This window comes from Paraburkholderia lacunae (genome assembly GCF_003353175.1).
Classification (GTDB): Bacteria; Pseudomonadota; Gammaproteobacteria; order Burkholderiales; family Burkholderiaceae; genus Paraburkholderia; species Paraburkholderia lacunae.
In genome coordinates this window covers 21,621-44,751 of the sequence record NZ_QHKS01000008.1, presented here as the reverse complement: position 1 = coordinate 44,751, position 23,131 = coordinate 21,621, and the positions used below count along the sequence as shown (strand labels likewise).

The following is a 23,131-nucleotide window of genomic DNA, read 5'->3' as shown; positions in this document are numbered from 1 at the left end:
GGTTCAGCCCGGCAGCGCCTCATAGGCGGTCGCGAGGTGGTAGGGCGTGGTCGACGGCATGTCGGCCCGCGCCACAACGTTCGCCGGCGTTTTGCATTCGAACCAGCCTTGCGGACGCAGAAAGCGCTGCTGGAAACGTTCGATCTGGCCCGGCAGGGCGGCTAGCGCAGCCGGATCGTCATGGCTCGCCAGCGCGCGCAGATATTCGGTTTGCGCCCAGATCCGCTGGGTGGCGTCCTTGATCCGGCCGGTATCGTCGAGCGACGCACACACACCGCCAGTGTCTCGGTCTACGCCGTACCGCTGCGCGAAGCTGAAAGCGCGCGTCAGCGCCGCGTCGAGACCCGAGCCCTCGAACAGCGGGCCCGCCCGTTTCACCAGCCAGAACCATTCGAACTGATGACCCGGCTCCAGACGGTTGTCGTCGGCGCCCAGCGGCAATTCGGCGACGCAGCCGGTCGGCGCGTGCACGAAATGACGCGCGACGGCGCCGGCCAGGCGGCTCAACGCGGCGTCGAAAGCGGAATCGCGCGTCGCTTCGCGGGCGGCCAGCCAGGCCTCCGTCAGATGCATCAGCGGATTCTGGACCGGCGTGCCGGTCACGGTGGCGAAGTCCGCGTCGAGTGCAGCGTTGAAAAGATCGCCGTCGGCGGCAAAGTGCGACTGAATCAACGCCGACGTGCGATGCACGACTTCCAGCGCGTCGCGGTTACCGGAACGGCGGCCATATTCCGCGCACGCGAACACGACGAATGCGTGGGTGTACAGGTCTTTGGTGGTGTCGAGCGGCGCGCCTTGCGCATCCACGCTGTAGACCCAGCCGCCGTGGCGCGGATCCTGAAACGTGTGCACCAGCGCGTCGAACAGTACCTGTGCATGCGCCGTATCGCCGGCCTGCGAGAACACGAACAATTGCCGTGCGCACGCCATTGCACGGTAGCGCACAGCAGGCAGCGGCTGATGATTCTCGGCGCTGAGCGCCTCGTACGGCAGCTTTAACTCAGTGTTGAAACCGGGCCCGCGCCACAGCGGCAGCACCACGCGAGTGAAGTGATCGCGCAGCGTGGCAGCGAGGGCGATCGTCGAAGCGGCGGAAGGGTTCATGCTTTGCATAGTTCAGTTCGTCAAACGCGGTAATCCGAAGCGCCCAGAGGTTCGGGCCGTTCGGCGTGCGGCCAAGGATAAAGCAAACGGTTGCCGCTGGCACGTCGGCGCAGGTGCGCAATCCGCTTCAAACGATTACGGATAAGGAGGACAAACAATGTTGGGGAACCTCGAATCCGTATTCGGCCGATGCCGGCTGCCCGCACCCCGCACCCCGCACCCCGCACCCCGCACCCCGCACCCCGCACCCCGCACCCCGCACCCGGCACCCGGCACCGTTACCCGGCACCGTTACCGGTGACCCGGCGCCGTCACCGGCTTTGAGCGCGAACGGCTTTCCTGGGCCGCTGGGTGGCGCCGTACGCATACGCTAGTAGGCGTCGGCTCTGCGCTCACCGTGATTGTGTCGGCATACGGGTTTGCCGACGTGTTGTCCGGCTAACATGTCGTGCTCGATCTGTTGCGCGTGGCCGCTCCGGGGGCGCTGGGCATCGAATGCGGGGCGCTCTGCGGGCGCTTGCGTCGACTGCCCGGTGTCAAGCCGTTCCTGCAAGACGAGACGCCCTCTCAAAATCGGAAAATCGTCGGTGAATGGCTTCGGCTGGGGCGGGCGGCCATGCGACAATGCGGTCTCGAAAAATTCCAATGGTATTGACGAGCGGTGCCCGGCGCCCGCTTTTCGGCGACGACCGCTTTTTTCTCTATGGCAGATTCCGCAGCATCCACGCAGTCCCGGCCTTCGCGCGCCGCTTCGAAGAAGCGGCGTCAGGCCACCGTCTCGACCGAAACCGAAAACAAGCTGGCGCGTGCCGCGCGCTCGGCACAACGCCTCGCGCAACTGAGCGACGCCTCGCGCGACGGCAGCACGCTCGACCTGTTCCCTGACGATCCCACCCGCGCCACGCTCGAAGCAATGAATATCGACGTGCGGCAAGGCACGCTGCATGGCTTTGAATTGCCCGACGTGGTGCTGGCGGCGGTCGGTGCGTTCGATCTCGTGGATAGCGTGCACACCGATGCGAAGGCGGCGCGCCGCGCGCCCCGTGCGGCGAAGTCCGATGAAGCGGCGCCGGTCAGCGCGCAGTTGAGCGGACTGGAGGTGCAACCCGAGGCTGGTGCGGCATCGCCGACGGGCGAGTTGGCTTTTGCCGAGGCAGAGCCACAAGGCGCCGCCGCGGTCGATGAAAAGCCGGCGGCAGCGCCGCTCACGCCCTCGATGGCGGCGGCGACCGTGGCGCGCAGTGTGACCGCGTTGCGTCAAGCGGGCGAGCCGGGGGCGTCGGCGGAAACTGCTTCATCGAAGGCGGCCGGCGGCGAGCCGCCCGTGCTGCAGCAGCGCTTTGAGACGACTTTCGCCACAGCGGCGACGGCTTCGCGCGAAGCCGCCGCTGCAGGAGCCGGAGCTGCCGCAGCTGGAGCCGCCAGCGCCGGAACCACCAACGCCGGAGCCACCAACGCCGGAGCCACCAACGCCGGAGCCACCAACGCCGGAGCCACCAACGGCGAAACCACCAACGCCGTAGCCGCCAACGCCAGGACATCCAACGCCGAAACCGCTGCAGCCGCAACGAAAGCCACACCGGAGCGCACCGCCGCTGAAAGCGGCGCTGCGGCGGCCAAGCCGCAGCCCGGCGGCCAGCCGGCACGCCCTGCGCCGACGCCGGCGAATGTTGCGTTTGGCGCGCAATTCAGGGAAGCCCAACGCGCCGAGGCGGCTGCTGCCGCATTGCGCGCCGCGCCTGAACTCGACCGCGCGCGCGCCACGGCCTTCGCCGATACCGTCGATGCACTGTATGGCGTGATCGCCGACCAACGCCGCGCTGCGACGGACCATTCACGCCGCATGAAATGGCTGCTGTCGATCGTGGTCGGCGCGCTGCTGGTCACGGTTGCAATCGGTATCACGCAGACGATCCTGCTGATGCGTCTGACGCGTGAAACCACGGCCCAGCAGCGTCGGATCGAACAGATGATGCAGAACCAGCAGGCCGCCATGGCCAGCCTGCTCGACACCCATATGGCGATGGCCAGCGCGGCGGTAGCCAATGCCGCTGCTCCAGCCGCTGCCGCGTCTTCGCCGGCTGCAGTTCAGCAAGCCGCTGGTCCGTCGCACGGCAAACGCAGCGCACGCGCTCAGCACGCGCACAAGCCGAAAGCAGCCAATTCGAACTGATCTTCAGTGATCGCCGCGCCGGCGTCAGACGGCCGCGGCGGCTCGCTTTGCCGCCCGCCTGGCCGCGGCCGCGGGGCTTCCCCGCTTCCCGCGTTGTTCCGCCGGATAGGCGCCGTAAGGCGCCGCATGCGGCCAGCGTCTCGCAAGTCAAATACCGCGTTTTACACTCTCGTTGCTGTTGCGAAGCCGGACCGGATACGCCAGCGCAACTTTTGGCGGGAGCCACCATGCCGACTAGCGAGCACAAATATTCCATCGAAGAACTGATCGGCGCGCTTCTACGCGATCAGCGCATTCACGAGGGGCACTGGGCGCTGAACGTCGAGTTTTCGGCGTCGGGAGCGTCCGTCAAGCCGCAGGACAATTCCGGGCGAACCCTGCCGGGCCTGATCGTCTCCGTCAATAGCGCGACGCTGGTACAGGCGGAGAGCGCGGCAGCCGGGGCCGTCGACGCCGCCGTGGTCAACCCGCGCAAAGACACGGCGAGCGCGAAACCGACGCGAATCAGGAAGCCTCAGTCCAGCACGCTCCAATAAGGCAGCCGGTTTTGACCCTGAAAATGAAAGAAACGGGGCTGTTGTCATGATGCAATGCACCATGACCGTAAAGCCTGAAGCAACGCGCCACACCCAAAAAATTGCTGCACTGCACTAGCTTTTGCCTAGGGAAAACCCTATAATTCTTCTTAAGGGAAAACCCTAGCTAATTGCAGTAACCAACCGGGAGTCGCCATGAGCTTCATCTTTGCACTGTTCCAAAAGGTCAGCGACCTCTTTGCGTCGCCCCATCTGCCGCTGGATTCGGACTACTCGTACGAAGCGCGTAGCCGCGAAGCGCAACGCATTCGCCAGGCGCAGTCCACGTTGTTCGGCATCAAGCTGACCGACTAAACAGCCAAGTCGTATGGCCTGAGCGCGGAGCACCCGCGCATGGCCCCGCGCACATCGAGTGCGCCTCGCCTCATTGAAGCCACCGCCCGCGAAACGCGTACGGTGGCTTTTGTTTTTCCGCCGGGCTCCCGCCGAATACCTGACCTGTCCGAATATTTCCCCGCCGAAATGAATGTAACGACGCCTGACGTGGCGTCGCGCGGCGGCCACGCCGCCAATCCATCGCGCATGGCGCTGCGGACGGGCCGTGAAGGCAAAAAAGCCGGCTGCTCATCGCGCCCCATGTATGAAATGTGCGCTTACAAGAGCTCACGTCTTCACGCGGCTTGCGCCGCTAAAGTTGGTCTCAAGCGCACGGCATCTGGTCCGAACCCGAAATTGCAGTCCGAGGGCGATCGAACACAGACGTCGGCTTGATACAAAACTTTGCATGGGAGATCACTATGAAAACCTTGAACAAGGCATCGCGTTCGATTCTCGCAACCTTGCTGGCAGGTGGCGCTTTGCTCGCCGCCGGCAGCGCCTTCGCCCAGGAGCGTGGGGTTGTCGAGACCGGTCCGGGACCCGCGGTTTACGGTCAGCCGCATATGACGCCAGTGGACGTGTCGATCAATATCGGCTGGCATGGCGATCGTTACTACGACGGTCATCGCTACTGGGCGCATGACGAGTGGATGCGCCATCATCCGCACGACTACGATCCGCATCACCATGACCGCGACGACCATCGCCCGCCGCCCCCGCGTGACTGATGCGCGCATGACATCGCCGCATGACGCGGCGTGAAGTCTCGCAAAGCCGGTCTTTCCTCACGGAAGACCGGCTTTGCCGCGTTCGGCATGGGAAATGGGCGCGCTGCGCTATCTTTGAGCGCTTCATCGAAGGCAGCGGGAGAGTGGCGTGGACAGGGCAGTGATAGGCGTAGTGGGCACGGGACTGATGGGCGTCGGCATCGCGGCGCAAAGGAAGGGCGCAAGCGGGTGATCGGCCGAGGACGAAGTACGGCGGGAGCGGGTCACTCACAACGTGGCCGCTCGCCAAGCCTTCAGCGGCCCCCACGCGACTGCGGTATAACCACCATTCCCGCCCCACAACGCCAAACTGCATTAACCATGTCCCACTACTTCTACGACCCCGCCGCCGGCCACGGTCTCCCGCACGACCCATTCAAGGCAATCGTCGCACCGCGGCTGATCGGCTGGATTTCGTCACGCGATACCGAAGGCACGCTGAATCTCGCGCCGTACAGCTTCTTCGGCGCGTTTGCGTCGTTTCCGCCGATCATCGGTTTTTGCAGCGAGGGCCGTAAGGATAGCGTCGCCAACATCGAAGCCACCGGCGAGTTCGTATGGAATCTCTCGAGCAAACCGCTCGCCGAGCAGATGAACCGCTCGTCGGCGCCGGTCGCGCCCCACGTCGACGAATTTGAACTCGCCGGTCTCACGCCGGCCCCGGGGCGCAACGTCAACGTGCCGCATGTCGCGGAATCGCCGGCCGCGCTCGAATGCAAGCTGCTGCAAGTAGTGCGTCTGCATACGCTCGACGGTAAACCGATGGACAACTATCTGTCGCTCGGCCAGGTGGTCGGCGTGCACATCAACGAAGCCTATCTGAAGGACGGTTTGTTCGACACGCATGCCGCGCAGCCGGTCATGCGTGCCGGCTACCGTGCCGACTACGCGGAAATCGGTGAGATGTTTCAGATGTTCCGCCCCAGCGCATAATCGTCGAACCAGGCATCAAATGTTTAAACCGCGCCGCTCACGGCGGCGCGGCATCAGCCACATCGCCTTCGCGGAAAACTCTCGTCAGGAGACTGGCTCGCTTGATGCTTGCAATCAGCACTCCAACGCGTCGTTTTCAAGTACCGGCTCATTCTCCAGGAGCGCGATCATGTCTACCGAATTCGCTACGCAGTTCTCGCATGTCCGTCCGCAAGACACGTCCTACGTGGATCACGGCTTACGCGATTTTTTTCTCTATCGCGATTTAGGCATTGCGCAGGCAACCGGCGGCAAGGTGCTCGCACAACTCGTCAAGGCGAATCACGCACCAGAGCAAGGCACCGGCTGGCACCGCCATGAAGCCGATTTCCACATTGTGATCATGCTGAAGGGCTGGGCGCGCTTCATGTACGGCGACAAGGAAACACTCGTCGCCGCCGGCGATTGCGTGCATCAGGCGCCGGGCATCGTCCATTATCTGTTCGATTACTCGGAAGATATGGAGTACCTCGAGATCGTTTCGCCGGCCGACTTCAAATCGATCGAAGTCGAAGGTCCGTGCGACGTTCCGGCGGTAACGCCGTGGAAGAGCGTCACTGCCTGACGAGCGCCGCCGCCGCACCTGCAGCGCTTGCGCGCGACAACGCGGCCACCCGGAAGCATCATCTCATTGCGCTGCCGGCGGCCGCCGCCGCGGCGACCGTGCAGCCGGCTGCGGTTTGGAGGGGGACGCGACACCCGCGCCATTCGGCGTGGCGGCGACCTCGGTGCCCACCTCGGCATCTACGACTGCGGTTGCAGCCGGCGCTGCCGGGGTGATCTCTGCGGCTGCCGCCGCGGGCACCGGCTGGATCGTGCGTGCTCGCTCGCCGACCATCACCGCACGAGGCTCGTTGTCGTAAATGACGGCGCGCACGCGCGGATAAATCTGCCGCTCCCAGCGATGTCCGTTGAACACGCCATAGTGCCCCACGCCGGTTTGCACGTGATGCGTTTTCAGATACGGCCGCAACTTGTCGCACATATCCTGCGCGGCGAGCGTCTGTCCCACCGCGCAGATATCGTCTTTCTCGCCTTCCACGGTCAGAAGCGCAGTGCGCCTGATTTTCGACGGCTCGACTTTGCGCCCATCCACTTCGAGCTCATGCAACGGCAGCGCGTGCCGCTGAAAGACCGTATCCACGGTTTCCAGATAGAAGTCGGCGGTCAGATCCATCGTCGCGAAGTATTCTTCATAGAAGGTGCGAATCGTGTCGGCCTTGGCCGGATCGCCTTTGGCACACTCGTAATACATGGTCTCGAACGACTCGAGATGGCGGCTGAGATTCATCGACATGAAGGCCGTGAGTTGCACGAAGCCCGGATACACGCGCCGGTGCGCGCCCGCAAAACCGAACGGCACCGCGCTGATCAGGTTCTGCTCGAACCATTCGATCGGCTTGCTCTTAGCCAGTTCGTTGACGCGCGTCGGATTGATGCGCGTGTCGATCGGGCCGGCCATCAGCGTCATGCTGGCGGGTTGCGCGGGATGATCGTCGGCAGCCATCAGGGCGACGGCGGCGAGCGCGGCGACTGTCGGCTGACAGACCGCCAGCAGGTGCGCGCCTTGCCCGATCGTTTCGGTGAAGTCGATCACGTGCCGTACGAATTCGTCGAAACCGAAGTGGCCCTGGCTGAGCGGCACGTCGCGCGGGTTGTGCCAATCGGTGACGTAGACGTCGTGTTCGGCCAGCATCGTGCGCACGGTGCCGCGCAGCAGCGTCGCGAAGTGGCCGGACATCGGCGCGATCACCAGCACACGCGGCTGCGGAGTCGAAAGCGTGGTGTCCTTACGGAAATGCACCAGCGAACAGAACGGCGTGTGCGCGACGACTTCCTCGACGATCGCCACCGGTTTGCCTTCCGTCACAACACTTTCGATGCCGAACGGCGGTCTAACGGGCGTGAGCCCGGCGAGTGTCAAAAGATCGCAGGCCGCGCGTACCGAGCGCCCGTGCGACGTTTCGCCGAACGCGGGCCAGGCGTCGAGCGAATGATTGACCAGAGCCGCGCCGTGCCGAATTGGCAGCATCATGTCGGCAAACGTCTGGTATGCAGGATATGCGAACAGGTTCATAACCTTCGCACGAATGCTAGAAAGGAAGGAGCCCAACTAGAGGCAAGTCATGTGCCAATCATGCACAGGCACTGCCTCATGCTAAGTGTACGTTGGCATAGCATTTGCGGCAGTCGCTGAAGCGGGCCGGAACTGCCGCGCTTTGGTGCGCCGATGCACGGCAGCGTGCATGCGCATCGTCAGGTGTCGCGCGAACGCCTCATCAGGAGGAGGAACGTATGACGAATACCACGCTCACCATCAGCAGTAAGAATTATTCGTCGTGGTCGCTGCGCGGCTGGCTGCTGACCAGGTTCAGCGGCCTGCCGTTCGAAGAGATCGTGATGCCGATCGACGATCCCGCCGCGCGCGCCGAATTACTGCTGCTGTCGCCGTCGATTCTGGTGCCGTGCCTCGTTCACGACGGCATCAAGATCTGGGACACGCTGGCGATTGCCGAATACCTGAACGAACTGAAGCCGGAGGCGGCATTGTTGCCCAGGGACCTGCGCGCGCGAGCACATTGCCGCTCGATTTGCGGCGAAATGCATTCGGGTTTCAGTTCGCTGCGCTCGGCGTTGCCGATGAACCTCAAGGCGCATTTTCCCGGCTTCAAGGTCTGGGCGCGTGCGCAATCGGATATCGACCGCATCGTGACGATCTGGAGCGAGTGCCTGAAGCAGTACGGCGGCCCGTTTCTGTTCGGCGAGCGTACTGCGGCCGATGCGATGTACGCGCCGGTGGTGACGCGTTTCGTCACCTACGACGTGAAGCTCGATCCGGAGATCGTCGAATACGGACAGCGCATCATGGCGCTGCCCGAGATGCAGCAGTGGATTGCCGATGCCCAGAAAGAAGTGGAAGAGATCGACGAACTGGACGTCGAGTTCTGATCACGGCGCGTCGCTGCGCGCCGTGACGAGACGAAGGGACAACGCGTGCCCGCCGCTTAACCGCGCCCGGCGTTCAGCTGGAACACGCTGACCACCTGCGCGAGACGTGCCGCCTGATCGCGCAATTCGGCCGCTGCGAGTTCGGCCTCGCCGACGATCGTCGCATTCTGCTGGGTCACCTCGCCGATCTGGGTGACGGCGAGGTTGACCTGTTCGATGCCGCCCGATTGCTCGCGCGACGCCACGCTGATCTCGGCCATGATCGCGCGCACCTGGCCGACCTGATGGACGATGCCTTGCATCGTCGAGCTGGCTTCTTCGGCGATCCGGAACCCGTTTTTGACAGTCGCCGTCGATTCGGCGATCAAGCCCTCGATTTCTTTCACCGAAGCCGCGCTGCGTTGCGCGAGCGCGCGCACTTCCGAGGCCACCACCGCGAAGCCCTTGCCGTGTTCGCCTGCGCGCGCCGCTTCGACGGCCGCATTCAGCGCGAGGATGTTGGTCTGGAAGGCGATGCCTTCGATCACGCTGGTGATTTCGGCGATCTTCTGCGACGAGCGGCTGATTTCACCCATCGTCGAGACCACCCGTTCGACAGCGCGGCCGCCTTCCAGCGCGGCGTCGGCAGCATTCGTGACGAGCGAGTTGGCCTGCGCGGCGTGGTCGGCGTTCTGTTGCACGGTCGACGTGATCTGCTCCATGCTGGCCGCGGTTTCTTCGAGGCTGCTCGCTTGCGTGGCAATGCGCGCGGCGATGTCGCCGCTGCCGGTCGCGATCTTTTCGGTGCCGGAGGACATATCGGCCGACGCATTGCGCACTTGCGAGACGATGCGCGCGAGGCCTTCGCCGATGCCGTCGATCGATTGCATCAGACGGCCGATTTCGTCGGTGCGGGTATGCGCTCCCTGCGCCACGCGCACGCTCAGGTCGCCTGCGGCGAAGCGCTCGGATGCTTTGGCGGCTTCATCGAGCGGGCGGCTCACGAGGCGGCGCACCGCGATCAGGAACACCGCCGCGAAAACCCCGACCAGCACGAAACCGATCAGCAGAAATTCGTTACGGGTCGCGGTGACGTCGGCCATCACCTCGTCGCGTGGCGCGACGCCGCCCACCAGCCAGTGCCACTCCGGCACGGTGATGAACGACACGTATTTGTTGCGCGCGTCGTGTTCGCCGAGCGTCGCATCCGCCGAACTGTATTCGAGCTGCCCTTGTTGCATCTCGAGCATCTGCTGATACGGCGCGTTCGTGTTGTCGGCGCTCTGGCCGGCGGCGGCCGGATGCACGATCAGCTTGCCGCGCTCCGGGCCATTTGAGGCGTTGACGACGAAGTAGTAGCCGCTGTCGCCGATCTTCAGTTTGCGGATGCCGTCTTCGACCGACTGGATTTCGCTGTCCACGTTCACGCCGACAAACAGCGCACCGATCACGCGACCGCTCGCGTCGGTAATCGGCCGGTATTGCGTGATCAAACGCTTGCCGAAGAGCGTGGCAAGCCCGGTATAGGATTTGTTCGCGAGGATCAGCGCGTACGCCGGCGCCTTGCGGTCGAGCAGCGTGCCGATTGCGCGCGAGCCGTCCTGTTTTTTCAACGAAGTCGTCACGCGTACGAAGTCGTCGCCGTTGCGCGCGAACACGGTGGCGACCGCGCCGCTGCGTTCGAGAAACTGGTCGGGGATCGAGAAGTCCATGTTCAGGACTTTGTCGCCGGCCTTGATGGTCGGCGTGGCGAGGCCGTTGATATCGACCTTCTGGGTTTCGTCGAGCGTGTAGCCAGTGGGCAGGAAGCTCGCGAACAACGACATCGAACGATCGACGTCCGCCGATAACGCTTTGTCGAACAGCGTGATCATCGCGCCGATCGAGCGGTCTTTATCGGCGATGCGTTCGAGCACCTGATCGCTGATCTGCGTGCCCGCGGAGCGGGTGAGCGCCCACGTGAAGGCGGCGAAAATCAGCGCCACGAGCGCGCAGGAAAGCATGGCCAATCTGGCGCCCACGCTGGCGCGGCGCAAAGAGAGATGTTCCATCGGCGAGTGCGGAGTAAAGGAGGAGGGGTGATGCGTTGGCCACACGTAGGCATGGCCGGCATCGATATCCTGTTTACGGCCGGTGCCTCGGTTTCCTTTAGTTTATTGAAAGCATCGCGTAACAGACCGTAAGGCGACTCACGACGCGGGCCACAACGCGACTCACCACGCGACTCGCAACGCGGCCCATGCGGCGGCGCTCAGCGGCCCGGCGCGCCGCGCCAGGTGCGCAGCAGCAGCGCATTGGTGACGACGCTGACGCTCGAAAATGCCATCGCCGCGCCAGCCAGCATCGGATTCAGCAGGCCGAAAGCGGCGAGCGGGATGCCGATCAGGTTATAGACGAACGCCCAGAACAGGTTCTGCTGGATCTTGCGCCAGGTCTTGCGCGAGATGTCGATAGCGTCGGCCACCAGCGCCGGATCGCCGCGCATCAACGTAATGCCGGCTGCGTGCATCGCGACGTCGGTGCCGGTCGCCATCGCAATGCCGATGTCGGCGGCGGCGAGCGCGGGGGCGTCGTTGATGCCGTCGCCCGCCATCGCGACAATACCGGCGCTGCGAAATTTCAGGTCGCGGATCAAGCGGGCCTTGTCCCCCGGCAGCACTTCCGCGTGGAATTCGTCGATGCCGAGCGCTTTGGCGACGCTCGCCGCGCTGCCCTGGTTGTCGCCGGTGACGAGCACGCTTTTGACGCCCATCTGCGCGAGCCGTTCGATGGCGGCGCACGCGGTCGGTTTGACAGTGTCGCCGAAGGCGATCAGCGCGAGCGCGGCGGGTGCCTGCGGGTCGCGCCGCATCAGCCAGGAGACGGTGTTGCCTGCGGCTTCGAGTTCGCGCGCTCGCTCGACGTGTTGTCGCGGTAACGCGATGCCCAGTTCGGTGAGCCAGCGCGTGCTGCCGATCGCCAGGACATGGCCTTGAATGTCGGCTTCCACGCCCCGGCCCGGCACGGCGCGGGCGGCTGTTGCAGGCGCCGCAGCCGCCATCGACTCCACCGGGGATGCGGTTGTCGCGGCGAACCCGGAAACGCCGAGCGGATCGTCTCCGCGCGCCGCGGCAGCGCCGTTCGCCGACGCCGCCTCAACTACGCTATCCGGCAAAACGTGGGCCTGCGTTGCTTCGTAAGCCTTCACCACTGCCCGCGCCAACGGATGATCGCTATGCCGCTGTACCTCCGCGGCGAGCGCCAGCGCTTCGCCGCGGCTAATGACGCCGATCGGCTCGAACGCCGTCACGGAGGGTTGTCCGACCGTCAGCGTGCCGGTTTTATCGAACGCGACGACCGTTACCCGATGCGCCGTTTCCAGCGCTTCGGCGTCTTTGATCAGCACGCCATGCCGCGCGGCGACGCCCGTACCGGCCATGATCGCCGCCGGCGTCGCCAATCCGAGCGCGCACGGGCAGGCGATCACCAGCACGGCGACCGCGTTCAGAATCGCGGTTTCGCCGCTTGCGCCGGCGATCAGCCAGCCCGCGAGCGTCAGCACGGCAATGACAACAATGGCCGGCACGAAGATCTCACTGACCTGGTCGACCAGCCGCTGAATCGGCGCCTTCTCGGCCTGCGCGCTTTCCACGAGGCGGATGATCCGCGCCAGCGTCGTTTCGGCGCCGATCGCGGTGGTCGTCACTGCAATCGCGCCTTCGCGGTTGATCGAGCCGGCGGTGACGGGATCGGCTACCTGCTTCGGCACCGGCAGGCTTTCGCCGGTAATCAGCGATTCGTCGATATGGCTGCGGCCTTCGAGCACCGCCCCGTCGACCGGCACCCGTTCGCCCGGCCGCACGATCACCACCGTGCCGACCCGCACTTGCGCGAGCGGCACCTCGCGTTCGTCCGCACCGATGCGAATCCGTGCGCGGTCGGGACGCAGCGCGTTCAGCGCGCGGATCGCGTCGGTGGTTTGACGCTTGGCGCGCGCTTCGAGCCACTTGCCGAAGCGCACCAGCGTGATCACCACCGCCGACGCTTCGAAATACAGATGCATCACGTCGCCCGGATGGCTCGCCAGTTGATAGACGCTGATCCCATACGCCGCCGAGGTGCCGAGCGCCACCAGCAGATCCATATTCCCGGCGCCGGCTCGCACGGCGCGATACGCCGCCCGATAGAAGCGCGCGCCGAAGACGAATTGCACGATCGACGCGAGGCCGAGTTGCAGCCACGGCGAAAGCATCACGTGCAGCCCGAACCACTCGCCGGCCATCGGCAGGACGAGCGGCAGCGTCAGCACGGCGGAGGCGAGTACGGCATGAAACTCGCGACGTGTCTTGTCGCGCCTGGCGTCGGCTGTTGCGGCGCCGCTGTCGGCAGGCGGTGCGTCTGGCGGCGCAAGCAACGTTGCCTCGTAGCCCGCTTTCCTGACGGCTTCGATCAGCGTATCCGGCGGGCTCGAGGCCGCGTCGGCGAAATGGACGGTTGCCGTTTCGGTCGCCAGATTCACCGACACCCCCGCGACGCCCGGCACCTTCGCCAGCGCTTTCTCCACCCGCATCGCGCAAGACGCGCAGGTCATGCCGCCGATCGCCAGTTCCGTGGCTTGCGGCGCTTGTGTCGCGAGGCCGGCGGGCGCGCTTGCGGCTGGCGTGGCTTCATACCCCGCCTTGCGCACGGCGTCGACGAGCGTTTCCGCCGCGACGGTCGCGTCGCTGTCGATGCTGGCTTTTTCGGTCGCGAGATTCACTGACGCACGCGTGACGCCCGGCACTTTGGCCAGCGCCTTTTCGACGCGCATCGCGCAGGACGCACAGGTCATCCCACCGATGTCGAGTTCGGCGGTTTTAGCGGGCGCGTCCGCGGGACGCTGGGGAGTGACAAGTTCGGTCATGGCAGGCAAGGCTCGTGGCGGCATCGGGCCGCGTCGAGAACCGAGTATCGACCTTCCCATGATAGGAAGGTCAAGGGCGTTTTGGTATCGCTCGGGAATGCTGCCGAAAGCGCGCGAAAGCGGCGTCCGGAAGCCTCCTGCTCAGAACGCCGGCGGCGCGTCCAGCATCGCCTGGCCGACTGCCTGCTGTTCATCGCTCGCGCGCGCCAGCAAGGTTTCAGCGGCGCCGCGCCGGTCGGCGGCCTCCTTGTTCTGGCTGAGCTTCCATTTGCCGACCAGCCGCGTGACCTCGATCTCGATACCGACAATCGCGCCCAGCATCTGGGACAAATAATCGGCCGGCGCGTCGCCCATCTTCCACGGCACCGGCTCTCCGGCTTCCATCTTGCGGGTGAGCCGTGCGACGAGACCGCGCACGAAAGCTTCGTCATCGCGCACGACAATCCGGCCGTGCGCGTGCACCACCATATAGTTGTAAGTCGGCACCTGCCGATGCGCTTCCTGCTTGCTCGGATACCAGTTTGGCGAAATATAGGCGGTCGGTCCCTGGAAGATCACGAGCGCTTCCGGGTGAGTGGCGGCTTCCTGCCAGACCGGGTTGGCGCGGGCGACGTGAGCGCGGAGGATGCCGTGGGAGCGTGTGCCTTCTTCGGCGCCGGCGGGTGCTGCTTCCAGCATGCCCCCTGCGGGGTCCAGCTGTGCTTCGAAAGGCAGATGGTTCGCATCGAGACCGTTCGGCCCATTTGTAATCAGCGTGCCGAACGGATGATCGGCGATCAGACGGTGGAGAACCTCTGGACGATTCTCTTCAAAATGGCGGGGCATATACATGTAGCGCTCCAGATGCGAAAAAGAACGGCGAACGGTTGAGAACGGTAATTGAGAGCGGTGGCGGGGCTCGAGGTGTACTAAGGGAGAACGCAAGCGGTGTGTCGTAAGAACCGTCAACCGTCCCGCAAGTGAATCCTGTGCGCTTATGACGAAGCTCCACTGTTGTCTTTGCGCTTGCCTCGTGAGTAAGGATACGATACAACCCGATGTTGCTGGCATGACGCCCCCAGACTGCCCGCGCAGGCAGGCTTCGCCTCAGACCGAGGAATTCCCTGGACCGTACGTTCCGCCACCTGAACGAATGATAAAAAATCGCCGAGAACTGTTTTCGCTTCACTGGACCTGCGCATCGCTCGCGGGCCTCGCATTTCTGGCCGGTTGCGCGTCGACACCGTCCGCCACGCAAAAGACGGCCGGCTGGATCAAGGACGAAGTCGCCGATTCGTATGTGTTCGGCTATCCGCTCGTGCTGATGGGCGTCGCGCGCGACGCGGCGGTCGGTACCGATCCGGGCCAGGCGCCGATCAATACGCTGCATCATGCGCAAGCCTTGCCGCCGGTCGGCACCGCCAATCCGCCGCAGCCCAGCCTCGACACGCTCGATTCGACCGGCTGGCTGGACGTCGGCGCCGAACCGGTGATCGTCTCATTGCCCGATTCGCATGGCCGCTACCTCGACGCCCGCGTGCTCGACATGTGGACCAATGTGGTCTGGTCGACCGGCACTCAGTACGCCACGCGCGCAGCGGGCATCAAGGCGCAAACGATTGCGTTCGTCGGTCCCGGCTGGCAGGGCGAGCTGCCCAAGGGTGTCGCGCGTGTCGACGTGCCGACCCGCAACGCATGGGTCAGCGTGCGCATCCAGTCGAACGGCCCGCGCGACCTGATGGCGGTGCGCAAGCTGCAACGCGCGATCCGCGTGGCGCCGCTAAGCGTGTATGCAGGCGACACGCGCTCCGCGTCGGTGACGCCGCCGCGCAGCAATGCCGCCGATGCCGCCGCGGCGGCCGCATCCGGCACACCGGCCGCGCAGATCGCCGGACTCGACGCGAAAGGCTTCTTCAGCCGGCTTGCGCAGGCGTTGCAGGACAATCCGCCGACTCCGGCCGATCCGCACGCGCTGAAAGTCCTCTCCGACCTTGGTGTCACGCCCGGCGACCCGGTGAAGCTGCCGGACGCGGCCGAGGCGGTTGGCGCGGGACTCGCCGACGGTCACGAGCGCATCGTCACGGCGCCGTCCAATCTGCTGGCCGCCAATGGCTGGAGCTGGTTCGGCGACGGCGTGGGCAACTACGGTCCGGACTACGCGATGCGCGCATACGCTGCCTATGCACAACCGGGCATCGGCACGAAGGACGACGAAGTGCGCGCGGTCATCGCGCAGGACAGCGACGGTCACGCGCTCAACGGTGCGAACCGCTACGTGATCCATTTCGAACCGAACCAGTTGCCGCCGGCGCGCGGCTTCTGGTCGATCACCGCCTATACCAGGGATGGCGCGCTCGGCGAAAGCGCGCCGGCGCGTCTGGCGGTCGGCGATCGCAATGGCGCGCGCCGCAATCGCGACGGCTCACTCGACGTGACGGTGTCGTCGGCGCGCAGCAAGAGCGGCAACTGGCTGCCGGCGCCGCGCGCCGATCTGCAACTGGTGCTGCGTCTGTATGCACCGAAGCCGCAAGCCACCGACAGCAGCTGGCAACCGCCGGCTGTCGTGCGTCAGTGACATGACAACGATCGGGGCGTGACGTCCAGGTAAGCGCGTGTCCGTTGCCTCGCGCAACGGACACGCTATGCTGTCCCGCGGATCAATGTGTAAGCCACGGCTTACATTTCTGTTCCATGCAAGGTACACGTCTTATACTGCCGCTTGCGGGATTTTCGTTTTCGCGGCGGGCTTGCCGCCGCACTACCCAAGACCGAGCATGGCAAGCCTCAATAAAGCAACACTGGCATCTTCCATACAGACCGTGCGCGAGGTCGCGCAGTCACGCCGTACCCGGCGTGTCATCACCGGTCTGCTGATCTTCCTCGTCCTATTCGGCCTACTCGGCTTTTTCGCGGCCCCGCCGCTGATTCGCCACATCGCCGAGCGGCAGCTCAGCAAGCAACTCGACCGGCCCGCCACGATCGGGCGCATCGCCCTCAATCCATACACGCTCAAGCTCGAAGCCGATCGCGTGCATATCGGCGAGCGCGGCGACGCAGGCGATTTCGTCGATATTTCGCGGCTCATTGTGCAGCCTTCGTGGAGTTCGCTGTTTCGCGCCGCGCCGATCGTCGACGAAATACAGCTCGATTCGCCGCGCTTTCACATTGTTCGCTACGATGCGCAGCGCTTCAATTTCACCGATCTGATCGAGAAGTTCGCGAAGCAGCCGTCCCAGCCCTCCAGCAAACCGACGCTCTTCTCCGTGTCGAACATCCGCCTCGAAAACGGCCAGATCACGTTCGACGATAAATTGCTCGGCGCCACGCACGTGATCGATCAATGGAAGCTCGGCATTCCGTTCATCGCGACGCTGCCTTCGAAAACCAATATCTTTGTCGAGCCGTTGTTGCGTGCGCGGATCGACGGCAGTCCGCTCGCCATTGACGGCAAGACCAAGCCGTTTGCGGCGTCGCGTGAGTCGGAAGTGTCGCTGCGCTTTGACGGGCTCGACGTACCGCGTCTCATGTCCTACGTGCCGACCAAACTGCCGGTGATCGTGCAGAGCGGCAAGCTGTCCACCGATCTCAAGCTCAACTTCGTGGTCTCCAACGACACGCCGTCGCTGCGCGTGGCGGGCACTGTCGATATGAACGATGTGGACGTGCGCGATCAAAGCAAGGCGCCGTTTTTCGCGGCGCGTGCGCTGCATGTGGCCGCCGCGACGCTGGAGCCGTTAAAGAGCGCGTATCACTTCGACGATATCCGCATCGACGCGCCGACCGCCAATCTTGCGCGTGATAAAGCGGGGGTGCTGAGTGTCGAGCGGCTGTTCGCAACTGAGCCGGCAGGTGCGGCTTCCGCACCTGCGGCTGCATCCTCATCGGCATCGGCCACCGCCACGGCGAAGAATCCGGCCAGCGCGCCGGTTGCGGCGTCCGGCGCCGCCGCCATGGAAAAAGCCGCACCACCTTTGGACCTGTCGATCAAGCGCTTCGCGCTCAATGACGGCACGGTGAATGTTCACGACGAAGCGGCCTCGCGACCTGTCGACCTCGGCTTGCAAAAACTGGACGTCACGTTGACGGACTTTTCGACGCTCGCCAACGCGCCCGCGCATTACACGGTGAACACCGGCTTCAAGGACGCCGCCGGCTCGCTCGGCGCGGCGGGCGCATTCGGCCTCGTCACCAGGACCGCCAGCGCGAAGCTCGATTTGAAGTCACTGCCGTTGCCGATGCTGCAACCGTATCTCGACACCGCGACCGCGGCGCAAGTTGTCGACGGCGCGCTTTCCGCGACGGCGAACGTCGGCGCGAACTGGTCGAAGTCGCCGGCGGCCGTGATGGTCACCGACACGCAACTGGATCTGCAGTCGCTGAAAATCGCGGCGCGCGGCAGCAAGGAGCCGGCCGTCTCGCTCGCGCAAGGCCGCGTGACGGTCAAGCAGGTCGACGTGGCGGGCCGCACTGCCGATCTTGCCGGTGTCGACACGACCGGACTGGTCGTCAATGCGCAGCGTCTGAAGGACGGCAGCATCGACCTCGCCGCGCTCGCCGGCCTGCATCAGGCCGAGCAGCAACGCACGGTGACTCATGCGGTGAAGAAGGCAGAAGAGCAGGGGCCAGCGTGGCACTACAAGATCGGCGAGCTCAACCTGAAAGACGCGACCGCCAATTTCACCGACAACACCACGCCGCAACCGGTCAAGCTGAGCGTCACACCGCTGCAACTCAAAGTGCAGCAGATCAGCGATGACCTGAGCCGCCCGCTGCCGATCGATCTGCAGGCGACGCTGAACAAGAAAGGCACGCTCGGCGTGACCGGCAATGTCACGGCGACGCCGCTCAAACTCGCGTTGAAGGTGAACGCGAACCGGCTCGACGCGGCGGCCTTCGAACCGTACTTCGGCAGCGCGCTGAATGCGGTGATCGCGAGCGCGTTGCTCAACGCGAACGGCGAACTCGCGCTGACCCAGGCGAAGGCGCTGAAAGCGAGCTACCGCGGCGATATGGCGCTGGTCGACGTGCGGATGCTCGACAAGGCCACGTCGGACCCGTTCGCCGGCTGGGGTTCGCTCGCGCTGACCAACCTGAAGGCCGACTACGACGAGCGCGGCACCGTTGTCGACGCGGGGCGCGTGACGTTCACGAAGTTCTATGGCCGTGTGCTGCTCAACGCGCAAGGCAAGCTGAATCTCAGCGACGTGGTCGCGCACGAAAGTGGCGCGGCGCAGTCGCTGACGCGCGAAAAGAGCGGCGCCGAGCCGGTGCCGTTGACGCCGCAAGCGGCATCGGCGCCCGAGGTGGCGTCGGCGCCGGTGCCGGCATCGTCGGCAACACCGGCCACCGTGACCGCCGCCACGCCGCCGCAAAGCCCGGTCAAGCTGCATTTCGGCCAGCTGGTGCTGCAACAGGGCCGCGTGACCTACACCGACAACTTCGTCAAACCGAACTTTTCCGCGAACCTCGTCGGCATTCAAGGCACGGTCGGCGCGTTCGGCACGCAATCGACCACGCCGGCGCCCGTCGACATCGCCGCAAAACTGGCCGCCAACGGCCCGCTGTCGATTCGCGGCACGGTCAATCCGCTGATCGCCAAACCGTCGCTCGATCTGACTGCCAGCGCGCACGATATCGAGCTGACCAACCTCACGCCGTATTCGGCGAAATACGCCGGGTATCCGATCACCAAAGGCAAGCTGAACGTCGATCTGCACTACAAGCTCGACAACGACCAGTTGAACGCGGACAACCACCTGTTCATCGATCAGCTCACCTTCGGCGATCACGTCGAGAACGATACGGCGACCAAGCTGCCGGTGCGCCTCGCGATCTCGCTGCTGAAAAACTCGCGCGGCGAAATCGATGTGAATCTGCCGGTGTCGGGCTCGTTGTCGAATCCGGAGTTCAGCATCGGCGGGCTGATCTGGCACGCGGTGCTGAATCTGTTGCAGAAGGCCGTGACCGCGCCGTTCTCGCTGATCGCCCACGCATTCGGCGGCGGTGGCGGCGAGGAAATGGGCTACGTCGAGTTCGATCCGGGTTCGGCGACACTCTCGGACGCAGGTGAAAAAAAGCTCGATACGATCGTGAAGGCCTTGGCCGACAAGACGTCGATTCGTATCGACCTGATCGGCCGCGTCGATCCTGCTGTCGACGAACCAGGGTTGCGTGACCGTTATGTCGAGCGGGTGGTCAAGCAGCAGAAGATCAAGGACGTGGTGGGTAATGGCGAGAGCGTGGATCTGTCGACCGTCACCGTCGATCCGAAGGAATACGACAAGTACCTGACCAAGGCCTACAAGGCGGCCGACTTCAAGAAGCCGCGCAATTTTGTCGGCCTGACCAAGAGCCTGCCGGACGACGAAATGAAGAGCGCGCTGGCCGCCAACGCACCGATCGACGACGCTAGCTTGCGTAATCTTGCGCAAGAACGGGCGCAAAGCGTCCAGCAGTATCTCGAAGGCAAGATCGACAGCAGCCGCGTGTTTGTCGTCGCGCCGAAACTGAACGCGGAAGGCATCAAGGACAAGGGCGCGACGACGCGCGTGGACTTTGGCTTGAAGTGATGCTTAGTGGACGGCACGCCTAGGCTATTGCAAAGGCGTGCGGTCAAGCGGCGCGCGTCGGCGCTTTCAACGCCGTCTGCTCGATCACGCGAGCAAGCGTGTCGAATGCCGGGCCGATCTTGTCGTTTGCGACGCACGCGTAACCCAGCAACAGCCCTCGCCGCGCGGGCGTCTCGCTGCTGTAGTAACTGGCGAGCGGCCGCACGATCACGCCGGCATCGAAAGCGGCGGCCGTTACCGCGCGATCGTTCGCGTGATCGGGCAGGCCGAGCACCAGATGCAAGCCGGCCTCGTCGCCCATCACCGGCAATGCGTCGCCGAAACGGGCGGTGATCGCGTCGATCAGAATCTGCCGGCGCTCGCCGTACAGCGCCCGCATACGCCGCACGTGCGACGTCAGGTGGCCGTCCATGATGAAATCGGTCATCACCGCCTGCTGCATCAACTGCCCCTCACGGTACAGTTCGGCAACGCCCGTGCGAAACGTATCCACCAGATGCTCCGGCGCGATCATGTAGCCGATCCGCAAACCCGGAAACAGCATCTTGCCCAAACTGCCGACGTAGATCACCTGGCCGGCGTCGTCGAGTCCTTGCAGCGATGCAAGCGGACGGCTGCCGTAACGGAACTCGCTGTCGTAATCGTCCTCGATGATCCACACGTTGTGCTGGCGCGCGTATTCGAGCAGCGTGCGGCGGCGCGCAAGACTCATCACCATCCCGAGCGGATACTGATGCGACGGCGTGACGAGCGCGAGGCGCGGCGGTTGCTGCAGATCCTGCTCGCGCGGGTTGAGCCCTTCGTCGTCGACCGGCACCGGCACCAGCGTAATCCCCGACGATTGCAGCACGCTGCGCGCGCCCCAATAGCACGGTTCTTCGACCCACGCGCGATCGCCGACGTCGGTCAGCAAACGCACCGCGAGATCGATCGACTGATGAATACCCGTCGTGATGATGATCTGGTCCGGTGTGCAGTTCACCGAGCGCGCGACGCGCAGGTAATCGGACAGCGCGCGCCGCAGCGGCCGATAGCCGCCGCCGGGCGCGTAAGTCAGAAGATCGGGATTGGCTTCTTTCCACAACCTTGCCTGCAAGCGGCTCCATATGCGCGCCGGAAATTCGGAGACGTCGGGTACGCCCGGCATGAACGCGCCCCATTGTTTGGCCGATACGCCGGCCTGATCGATCAGCCTTCGTCCGCGGCTGGAGAGGTCGTCGAGATCGCGTTTCGGCGGTTTCGCCGCCGGGGCGGCCGGATTGCCTTGCGTATCGACGCTCGCCACCGGCTTCTTGCGCGCATTCACGGCAACGCTGTCCGGCCGCGTGTCGGCGACATACGTGCCGCTGCCGGTGGTCGAGATCACATAGCCTTCGGCGGTCAGCTGGTCGTAGACGTGCAGCACCGTGTTGCGCGCGATCCCGAGGTCGCCCGCGAGTGTGCGCGAACTGGGCAGTTTGGTGCCGGGCGGCAACTGACCGGTCAGGATGGCCTGCTGCATCAGTCGCAATGTCTGCCTGTAGACCGGTTCGGCAGCCGCGCGGTCGAGCCGCGCGGCGAGCCAATCCGACAAGATCACGGTGTCCAAGTGGTTCTATCCGGAATAATGAAATGGTTCCATATTGTAGAACCGTAAGGGACTATAGTGAGCCACGCAATTGTTGCGATCCCTTTGTTTCGACGAGGGAGCCAGCCGGACCGTAGCAGCCAGACAGAGGAGACTAGGCGATGAAAACCGATGACGTGATCGTCAGCTTTCGGGGTGTGCGCAAGACGTACGACGGCGAAACGCTGGTCGTCAAACAGCTCGATCTGGATATCTATCAGGGCGAATTCCTGACGCTGCTCGGACCTTCGGGTTCGGGGAAAACCACTTGTCTGATGATGCTGGCGGGATTCGAATTCCCCACCGGCGGCGAGATCTGGCTGGACGGCACGCTGCTCAATACCGTGCCGCCGCATAAGCGCAACATCGGCATGGTGTTTCAGAACTACGCGCTGTTTCCGCATCTGACGGTCGAACAGAACGTCGCGTATCCGCTCACTGTACGCAAGCTTTCGGCAGAAGAGCGCGCGCATCGCGTGAATAACGCGCTGAAGATGGTGCGCATGGAGAGCTTCGCAAAACGTTATCCGGCGCAGCTCTCCGGTGGCCAGCAGCAGCGTATCGCGTTGGCGCGGGCGCTGGTGTTCGAGCCGAAGCTCGTGCTGATGGACGAGCCGCTCGGCGCGCTGGACAAGCAGTTGCGCGAACACATGCAGTACGAACTTAAATCATTGCACGAGAAACTCGGCGTCACCTTCGTGTACGTCACGCACGACCAGGGCGAGGCACTGACCATGTCGGACCGCGTCGCCGTGTTCGACAAAGGCATCGTGCAGCAACTCGATACCGTCGACCGGCTGTACGAATCGCCCTGCAACGAGTTCGTGGCGAACTTCATCGGCGACAGCAACAAGCTGCGCGGTACGATCGCGAACGTCGACGGCGAGTACTGCGAGTTTCATCTGATTGACGGCACGCGGCTTACCGGCCGCAATATCGGTGGCGCGCGGGCGGGTACGCCGGCGGTGGCGTGCATCCGGCCCGAGCGGATGAAGCTTGCCACAGGGGTCTCGCGCCCTGGCGCCAACGCGCTGGCTGGCGAGGCGCGCGGACTGATTTATTTCGGCGACCACGTGCGCATGCGCTGTGGCCTGCCGGAGCAGGACGAGTGCTTCGTCAAGGTGCCGCTCGGCACCGACGCACTCGAGGGCTTCGCCCCCGGCGCGCCGGTCGCGCTGGAGTTCGCACCCGAGCATCTGCGGGTGTTTGCAGGGGCGTGAGCGCGTTTGATGCACGG

General features: G+C 64.5%; 18 protein-coding genes and 1 pseudogene. 13 read left to right on the top strand and 6 right to left on the bottom strand.

The features are described 5' to 3' along the window. Positions 1 to 3 precede the first annotated feature (3 nt). Complete coding sequence (locus DLM46_RS13640) at positions 4 to 1,113, bottom strand: AGE family epimerase/isomerase (protein WP_115101296.1); 1,110 nt, start codon at positions 1,111 to 1,113, stop codon at positions 4 to 6. 295 nt (positions 1,114 to 1,408) lie between these two features. Here DLM46_RS13640 and DLM46_RS40260 point away from each other — a divergent pair. From DLM46_RS40260 to DLM46_RS13605, 9 genes and pseudogenes are all read left to right on the top strand, one after another. After that, positions 1,409 to 1,543: pseudogene (locus DLM46_RS40260) on the top strand (MgtC/SapB family protein); the annotation flags it as partial. A 9-nt stretch (positions 1,544 to 1,552) separates the two neighbouring features. Next, positions 1,553 to 1,759, top strand: coding sequence for a hypothetical protein (locus tag DLM46_RS39410; protein ID WP_165847973.1), 207 nt, complete (start codon positions 1,553 to 1,555; stop codon positions 1,757 to 1,759). Between the two features lie 48 nt (positions 1,760 to 1,807). Continuing rightward, the gene (locus DLM46_RS39405) at positions 1,808 to 3,277 is read left to right on the top strand and encodes a hypothetical protein (RefSeq protein ID WP_115101294.1); all 1,470 of its coding nucleotides are present in this window, start codon (positions 1,808 to 1,810) and stop codon (positions 3,275 to 3,277) included. A gap of 227 nt (positions 3,278 to 3,504) precedes the next feature. Continuing rightward, positions 3,505 to 3,813, top strand: a complete 309-nt coding sequence (locus DLM46_RS13620) for a hypothetical protein (RefSeq protein WP_115101293.1) — start codon at positions 3,505 to 3,507, stop codon at positions 3,811 to 3,813. A 195-nt stretch (positions 3,814 to 4,008) separates the two neighbouring features. After that, entirely contained in the window at positions 4,009 to 4,167 is a 159-nt protein-coding gene (locus tag DLM46_RS39400; RefSeq protein WP_165847972.1) for a hypothetical protein, read from the top strand. Positions 4,168 to 4,206: 39 nt separating this feature from the next. Next, the gene (locus DLM46_RS39025; protein ID WP_133300331.1) at positions 4,207 to 4,584 is read left to right on the top strand and encodes a hypothetical protein; all 378 of its coding nucleotides are present in this window, start codon (positions 4,207 to 4,209) and stop codon (positions 4,582 to 4,584) included. Positions 4,585 to 4,610: 26 nt separating this feature from the next. Beyond that, complete coding sequence (locus DLM46_RS13615) at positions 4,611 to 4,919, top strand: hypothetical protein (protein WP_115101292.1); 309 nt, start codon at positions 4,611 to 4,613, stop codon at positions 4,917 to 4,919. 360 nt (positions 4,920 to 5,279) lie between these two features. Beyond that, positions 5,280 to 5,891, top strand: a complete 612-nt coding sequence (locus DLM46_RS13610) for a flavin reductase family protein (RefSeq protein ID WP_115101291.1) — start codon at positions 5,280 to 5,282, stop codon at positions 5,889 to 5,891. A gap of 169 nt (positions 5,892 to 6,060) precedes the next feature. Beyond that, a complete protein-coding gene (locus DLM46_RS13605) occupies positions 6,061 to 6,495 on the top strand; it encodes a cupin domain-containing protein (RefSeq protein ID WP_115101290.1) in 435 nt (144 codons plus the stop codon). 63 nt (positions 6,496 to 6,558) lie between these two features. On the opposite strand, the gene DLM46_RS13600 is transcribed toward DLM46_RS13605, so the two are convergent. After that, entirely contained in the window at positions 6,559 to 8,007 is a 1,449-nt protein-coding gene (locus DLM46_RS13600) for a polyhydroxyalkanoate depolymerase (RefSeq protein WP_115101289.1), read from the bottom strand. A gap of 218 nt (positions 8,008 to 8,225) precedes the next feature. Here DLM46_RS13600 and DLM46_RS13595 point away from each other — a divergent pair, with 218 nt between their 5' ends. Then, complete coding sequence (locus DLM46_RS13595) at positions 8,226 to 8,879, top strand: glutathione S-transferase family protein (RefSeq protein ID WP_115101288.1); 654 nt, start codon at positions 8,226 to 8,228, stop codon at positions 8,877 to 8,879. A gap of 56 nt (positions 8,880 to 8,935) precedes the next feature. Here the strand turns inward: DLM46_RS13595 and DLM46_RS13590 are convergent, their stop codons facing one another. The 3 genes from DLM46_RS13590 to DLM46_RS13580 form a co-directional block, all read right to left on the bottom strand. Further along, on the bottom strand, positions 8,936 to 10,909 hold the full coding sequence (locus tag DLM46_RS13590; protein WP_115101287.1) for a methyl-accepting chemotaxis protein: 1,974 nt from the start codon (positions 10,907 to 10,909) through the stop codon (positions 8,936 to 8,938). Positions 10,910 to 11,109: 200 nt separating this feature from the next. Further along, positions 11,110 to 13,740 carry a heavy metal translocating P-type ATPase gene (locus DLM46_RS13585; RefSeq protein WP_115101286.1) on the bottom strand — a complete coding sequence of 877 codons (2,631 nt, stop codon included), beginning with the start codon at positions 13,738 to 13,740 and terminating at the stop codon, positions 11,110 to 11,112. 141 nt (positions 13,741 to 13,881) lie between these two features. Further along, on the bottom strand, positions 13,882 to 14,571 hold the full coding sequence (locus DLM46_RS13580) for an FMN-binding negative transcriptional regulator (RefSeq protein WP_115101285.1): 690 nt from the start codon (positions 14,569 to 14,571) through the stop codon (positions 13,882 to 13,884). Positions 14,572 to 14,872: 301 nt separating this feature from the next. Between DLM46_RS13580 and DLM46_RS13575 the strand changes: the two genes are divergently transcribed. Together DLM46_RS13575 and DLM46_RS13570 are read left to right on the top strand one after the other, a co-directional pair. Beyond that, positions 14,873 to 16,294 (top strand): DUF1254 domain-containing protein, encoded by a 1,422-nt coding sequence (locus DLM46_RS13575; RefSeq protein WP_115101284.1) that lies wholly within the window; start codon positions 14,873 to 14,875, stop codon positions 16,292 to 16,294. A gap of 199 nt (positions 16,295 to 16,493) precedes the next feature. Then, complete coding sequence (locus DLM46_RS13570) at positions 16,494 to 20,288, top strand: DUF748 domain-containing protein (protein WP_115101283.1); 3,795 nt, start codon at positions 16,494 to 16,496, stop codon at positions 20,286 to 20,288. A gap of 43 nt (positions 20,289 to 20,331) precedes the next feature. Here DLM46_RS13570 and pdxR read toward each other — a convergent pair whose 3' ends face one another. Continuing rightward, positions 20,332 to 21,876, bottom strand: a complete 1,545-nt coding sequence (pdxR, locus tag DLM46_RS13565) for a MocR-like pyridoxine biosynthesis transcription factor PdxR (RefSeq protein ID WP_115101282.1) — start codon at positions 21,874 to 21,876, stop codon at positions 20,332 to 20,334. A gap of 140 nt (positions 21,877 to 22,016) precedes the next feature. On the opposite strand from pdxR, the gene DLM46_RS13560 reads away from it, so the two are divergent. Next, complete coding sequence (locus DLM46_RS13560; RefSeq protein WP_115101281.1) at positions 22,017 to 23,114, top strand: ABC transporter ATP-binding protein; 1,098 nt, start codon at positions 22,017 to 22,019, stop codon at positions 23,112 to 23,114. Positions 23,115 to 23,131: the final 17 nt, after the last annotated feature.

Coding starts and splice junctions, on each gene's coding strand:
- DLM46_RS13640 (WP_115101296.1), bottom strand. CDS start 1,113: ATGCAAAGCATGAACCCTTCCGCCGCTTCGACGATCGCCCTCGCTGCC.
- DLM46_RS39405 (WP_115101294.1), top strand. CDS start 1,808: ATGGCAGATTCCGCAGCATCCACGCAGTCCCGGCCTTCGCGCGCCGCT.
- DLM46_RS13620 (WP_115101293.1), top strand. CDS start 3,505: ATGCCGACTAGCGAGCACAAATATTCCATCGAAGAACTGATCGGCGCG.
- DLM46_RS39400 (WP_165847972.1), top strand. CDS start 4,009: ATGAGCTTCATCTTTGCACTGTTCCAAAAGGTCAGCGACCTCTTTGCG.
- DLM46_RS39025 (WP_133300331.1), top strand. CDS start 4,207: ATGGCCCCGCGCACATCGAGTGCGCCTCGCCTCATTGAAGCCACCGCC.
- DLM46_RS13615 (WP_115101292.1), top strand. CDS start 4,611: ATGAAAACCTTGAACAAGGCATCGCGTTCGATTCTCGCAACCTTGCTG.
- DLM46_RS13610 (WP_115101291.1), top strand. CDS start 5,280: ATGTCCCACTACTTCTACGACCCCGCCGCCGGCCACGGTCTCCCGCAC.
- DLM46_RS13605 (WP_115101290.1), top strand. CDS start 6,061: ATGTCTACCGAATTCGCTACGCAGTTCTCGCATGTCCGTCCGCAAGAC.
- DLM46_RS13600 (WP_115101289.1), bottom strand. CDS start 8,007: ATGAACCTGTTCGCATATCCTGCATACCAGACGTTTGCCGACATGATG.
- DLM46_RS13595 (WP_115101288.1), top strand. CDS start 8,226: ATGACGAATACCACGCTCACCATCAGCAGTAAGAATTATTCGTCGTGG.
- DLM46_RS13590 (WP_115101287.1), bottom strand. CDS start 10,909: ATGGAACATCTCTCTTTGCGCCGCGCCAGCGTGGGCGCCAGATTGGCC.
- DLM46_RS13585 (WP_115101286.1), bottom strand. CDS start 13,740: ATGACCGAACTTGTCACTCCCCAGCGTCCCGCGGACGCGCCCGCTAAA.
- DLM46_RS13580 (WP_115101285.1), bottom strand. CDS start 14,571: ATGTATATGCCCCGCCATTTTGAAGAGAATCGTCCAGAGGTTCTCCAC.
- DLM46_RS13575 (WP_115101284.1), top strand. CDS start 14,873: ATGATAAAAAATCGCCGAGAACTGTTTTCGCTTCACTGGACCTGCGCA.
- DLM46_RS13570 (WP_115101283.1), top strand. CDS start 16,494: ATGGCAAGCCTCAATAAAGCAACACTGGCATCTTCCATACAGACCGTG.
- DLM46_RS13560 (WP_115101281.1), top strand. CDS start 22,017: ATGAAAACCGATGACGTGATCGTCAGCTTTCGGGGTGTGCGCAAGACG.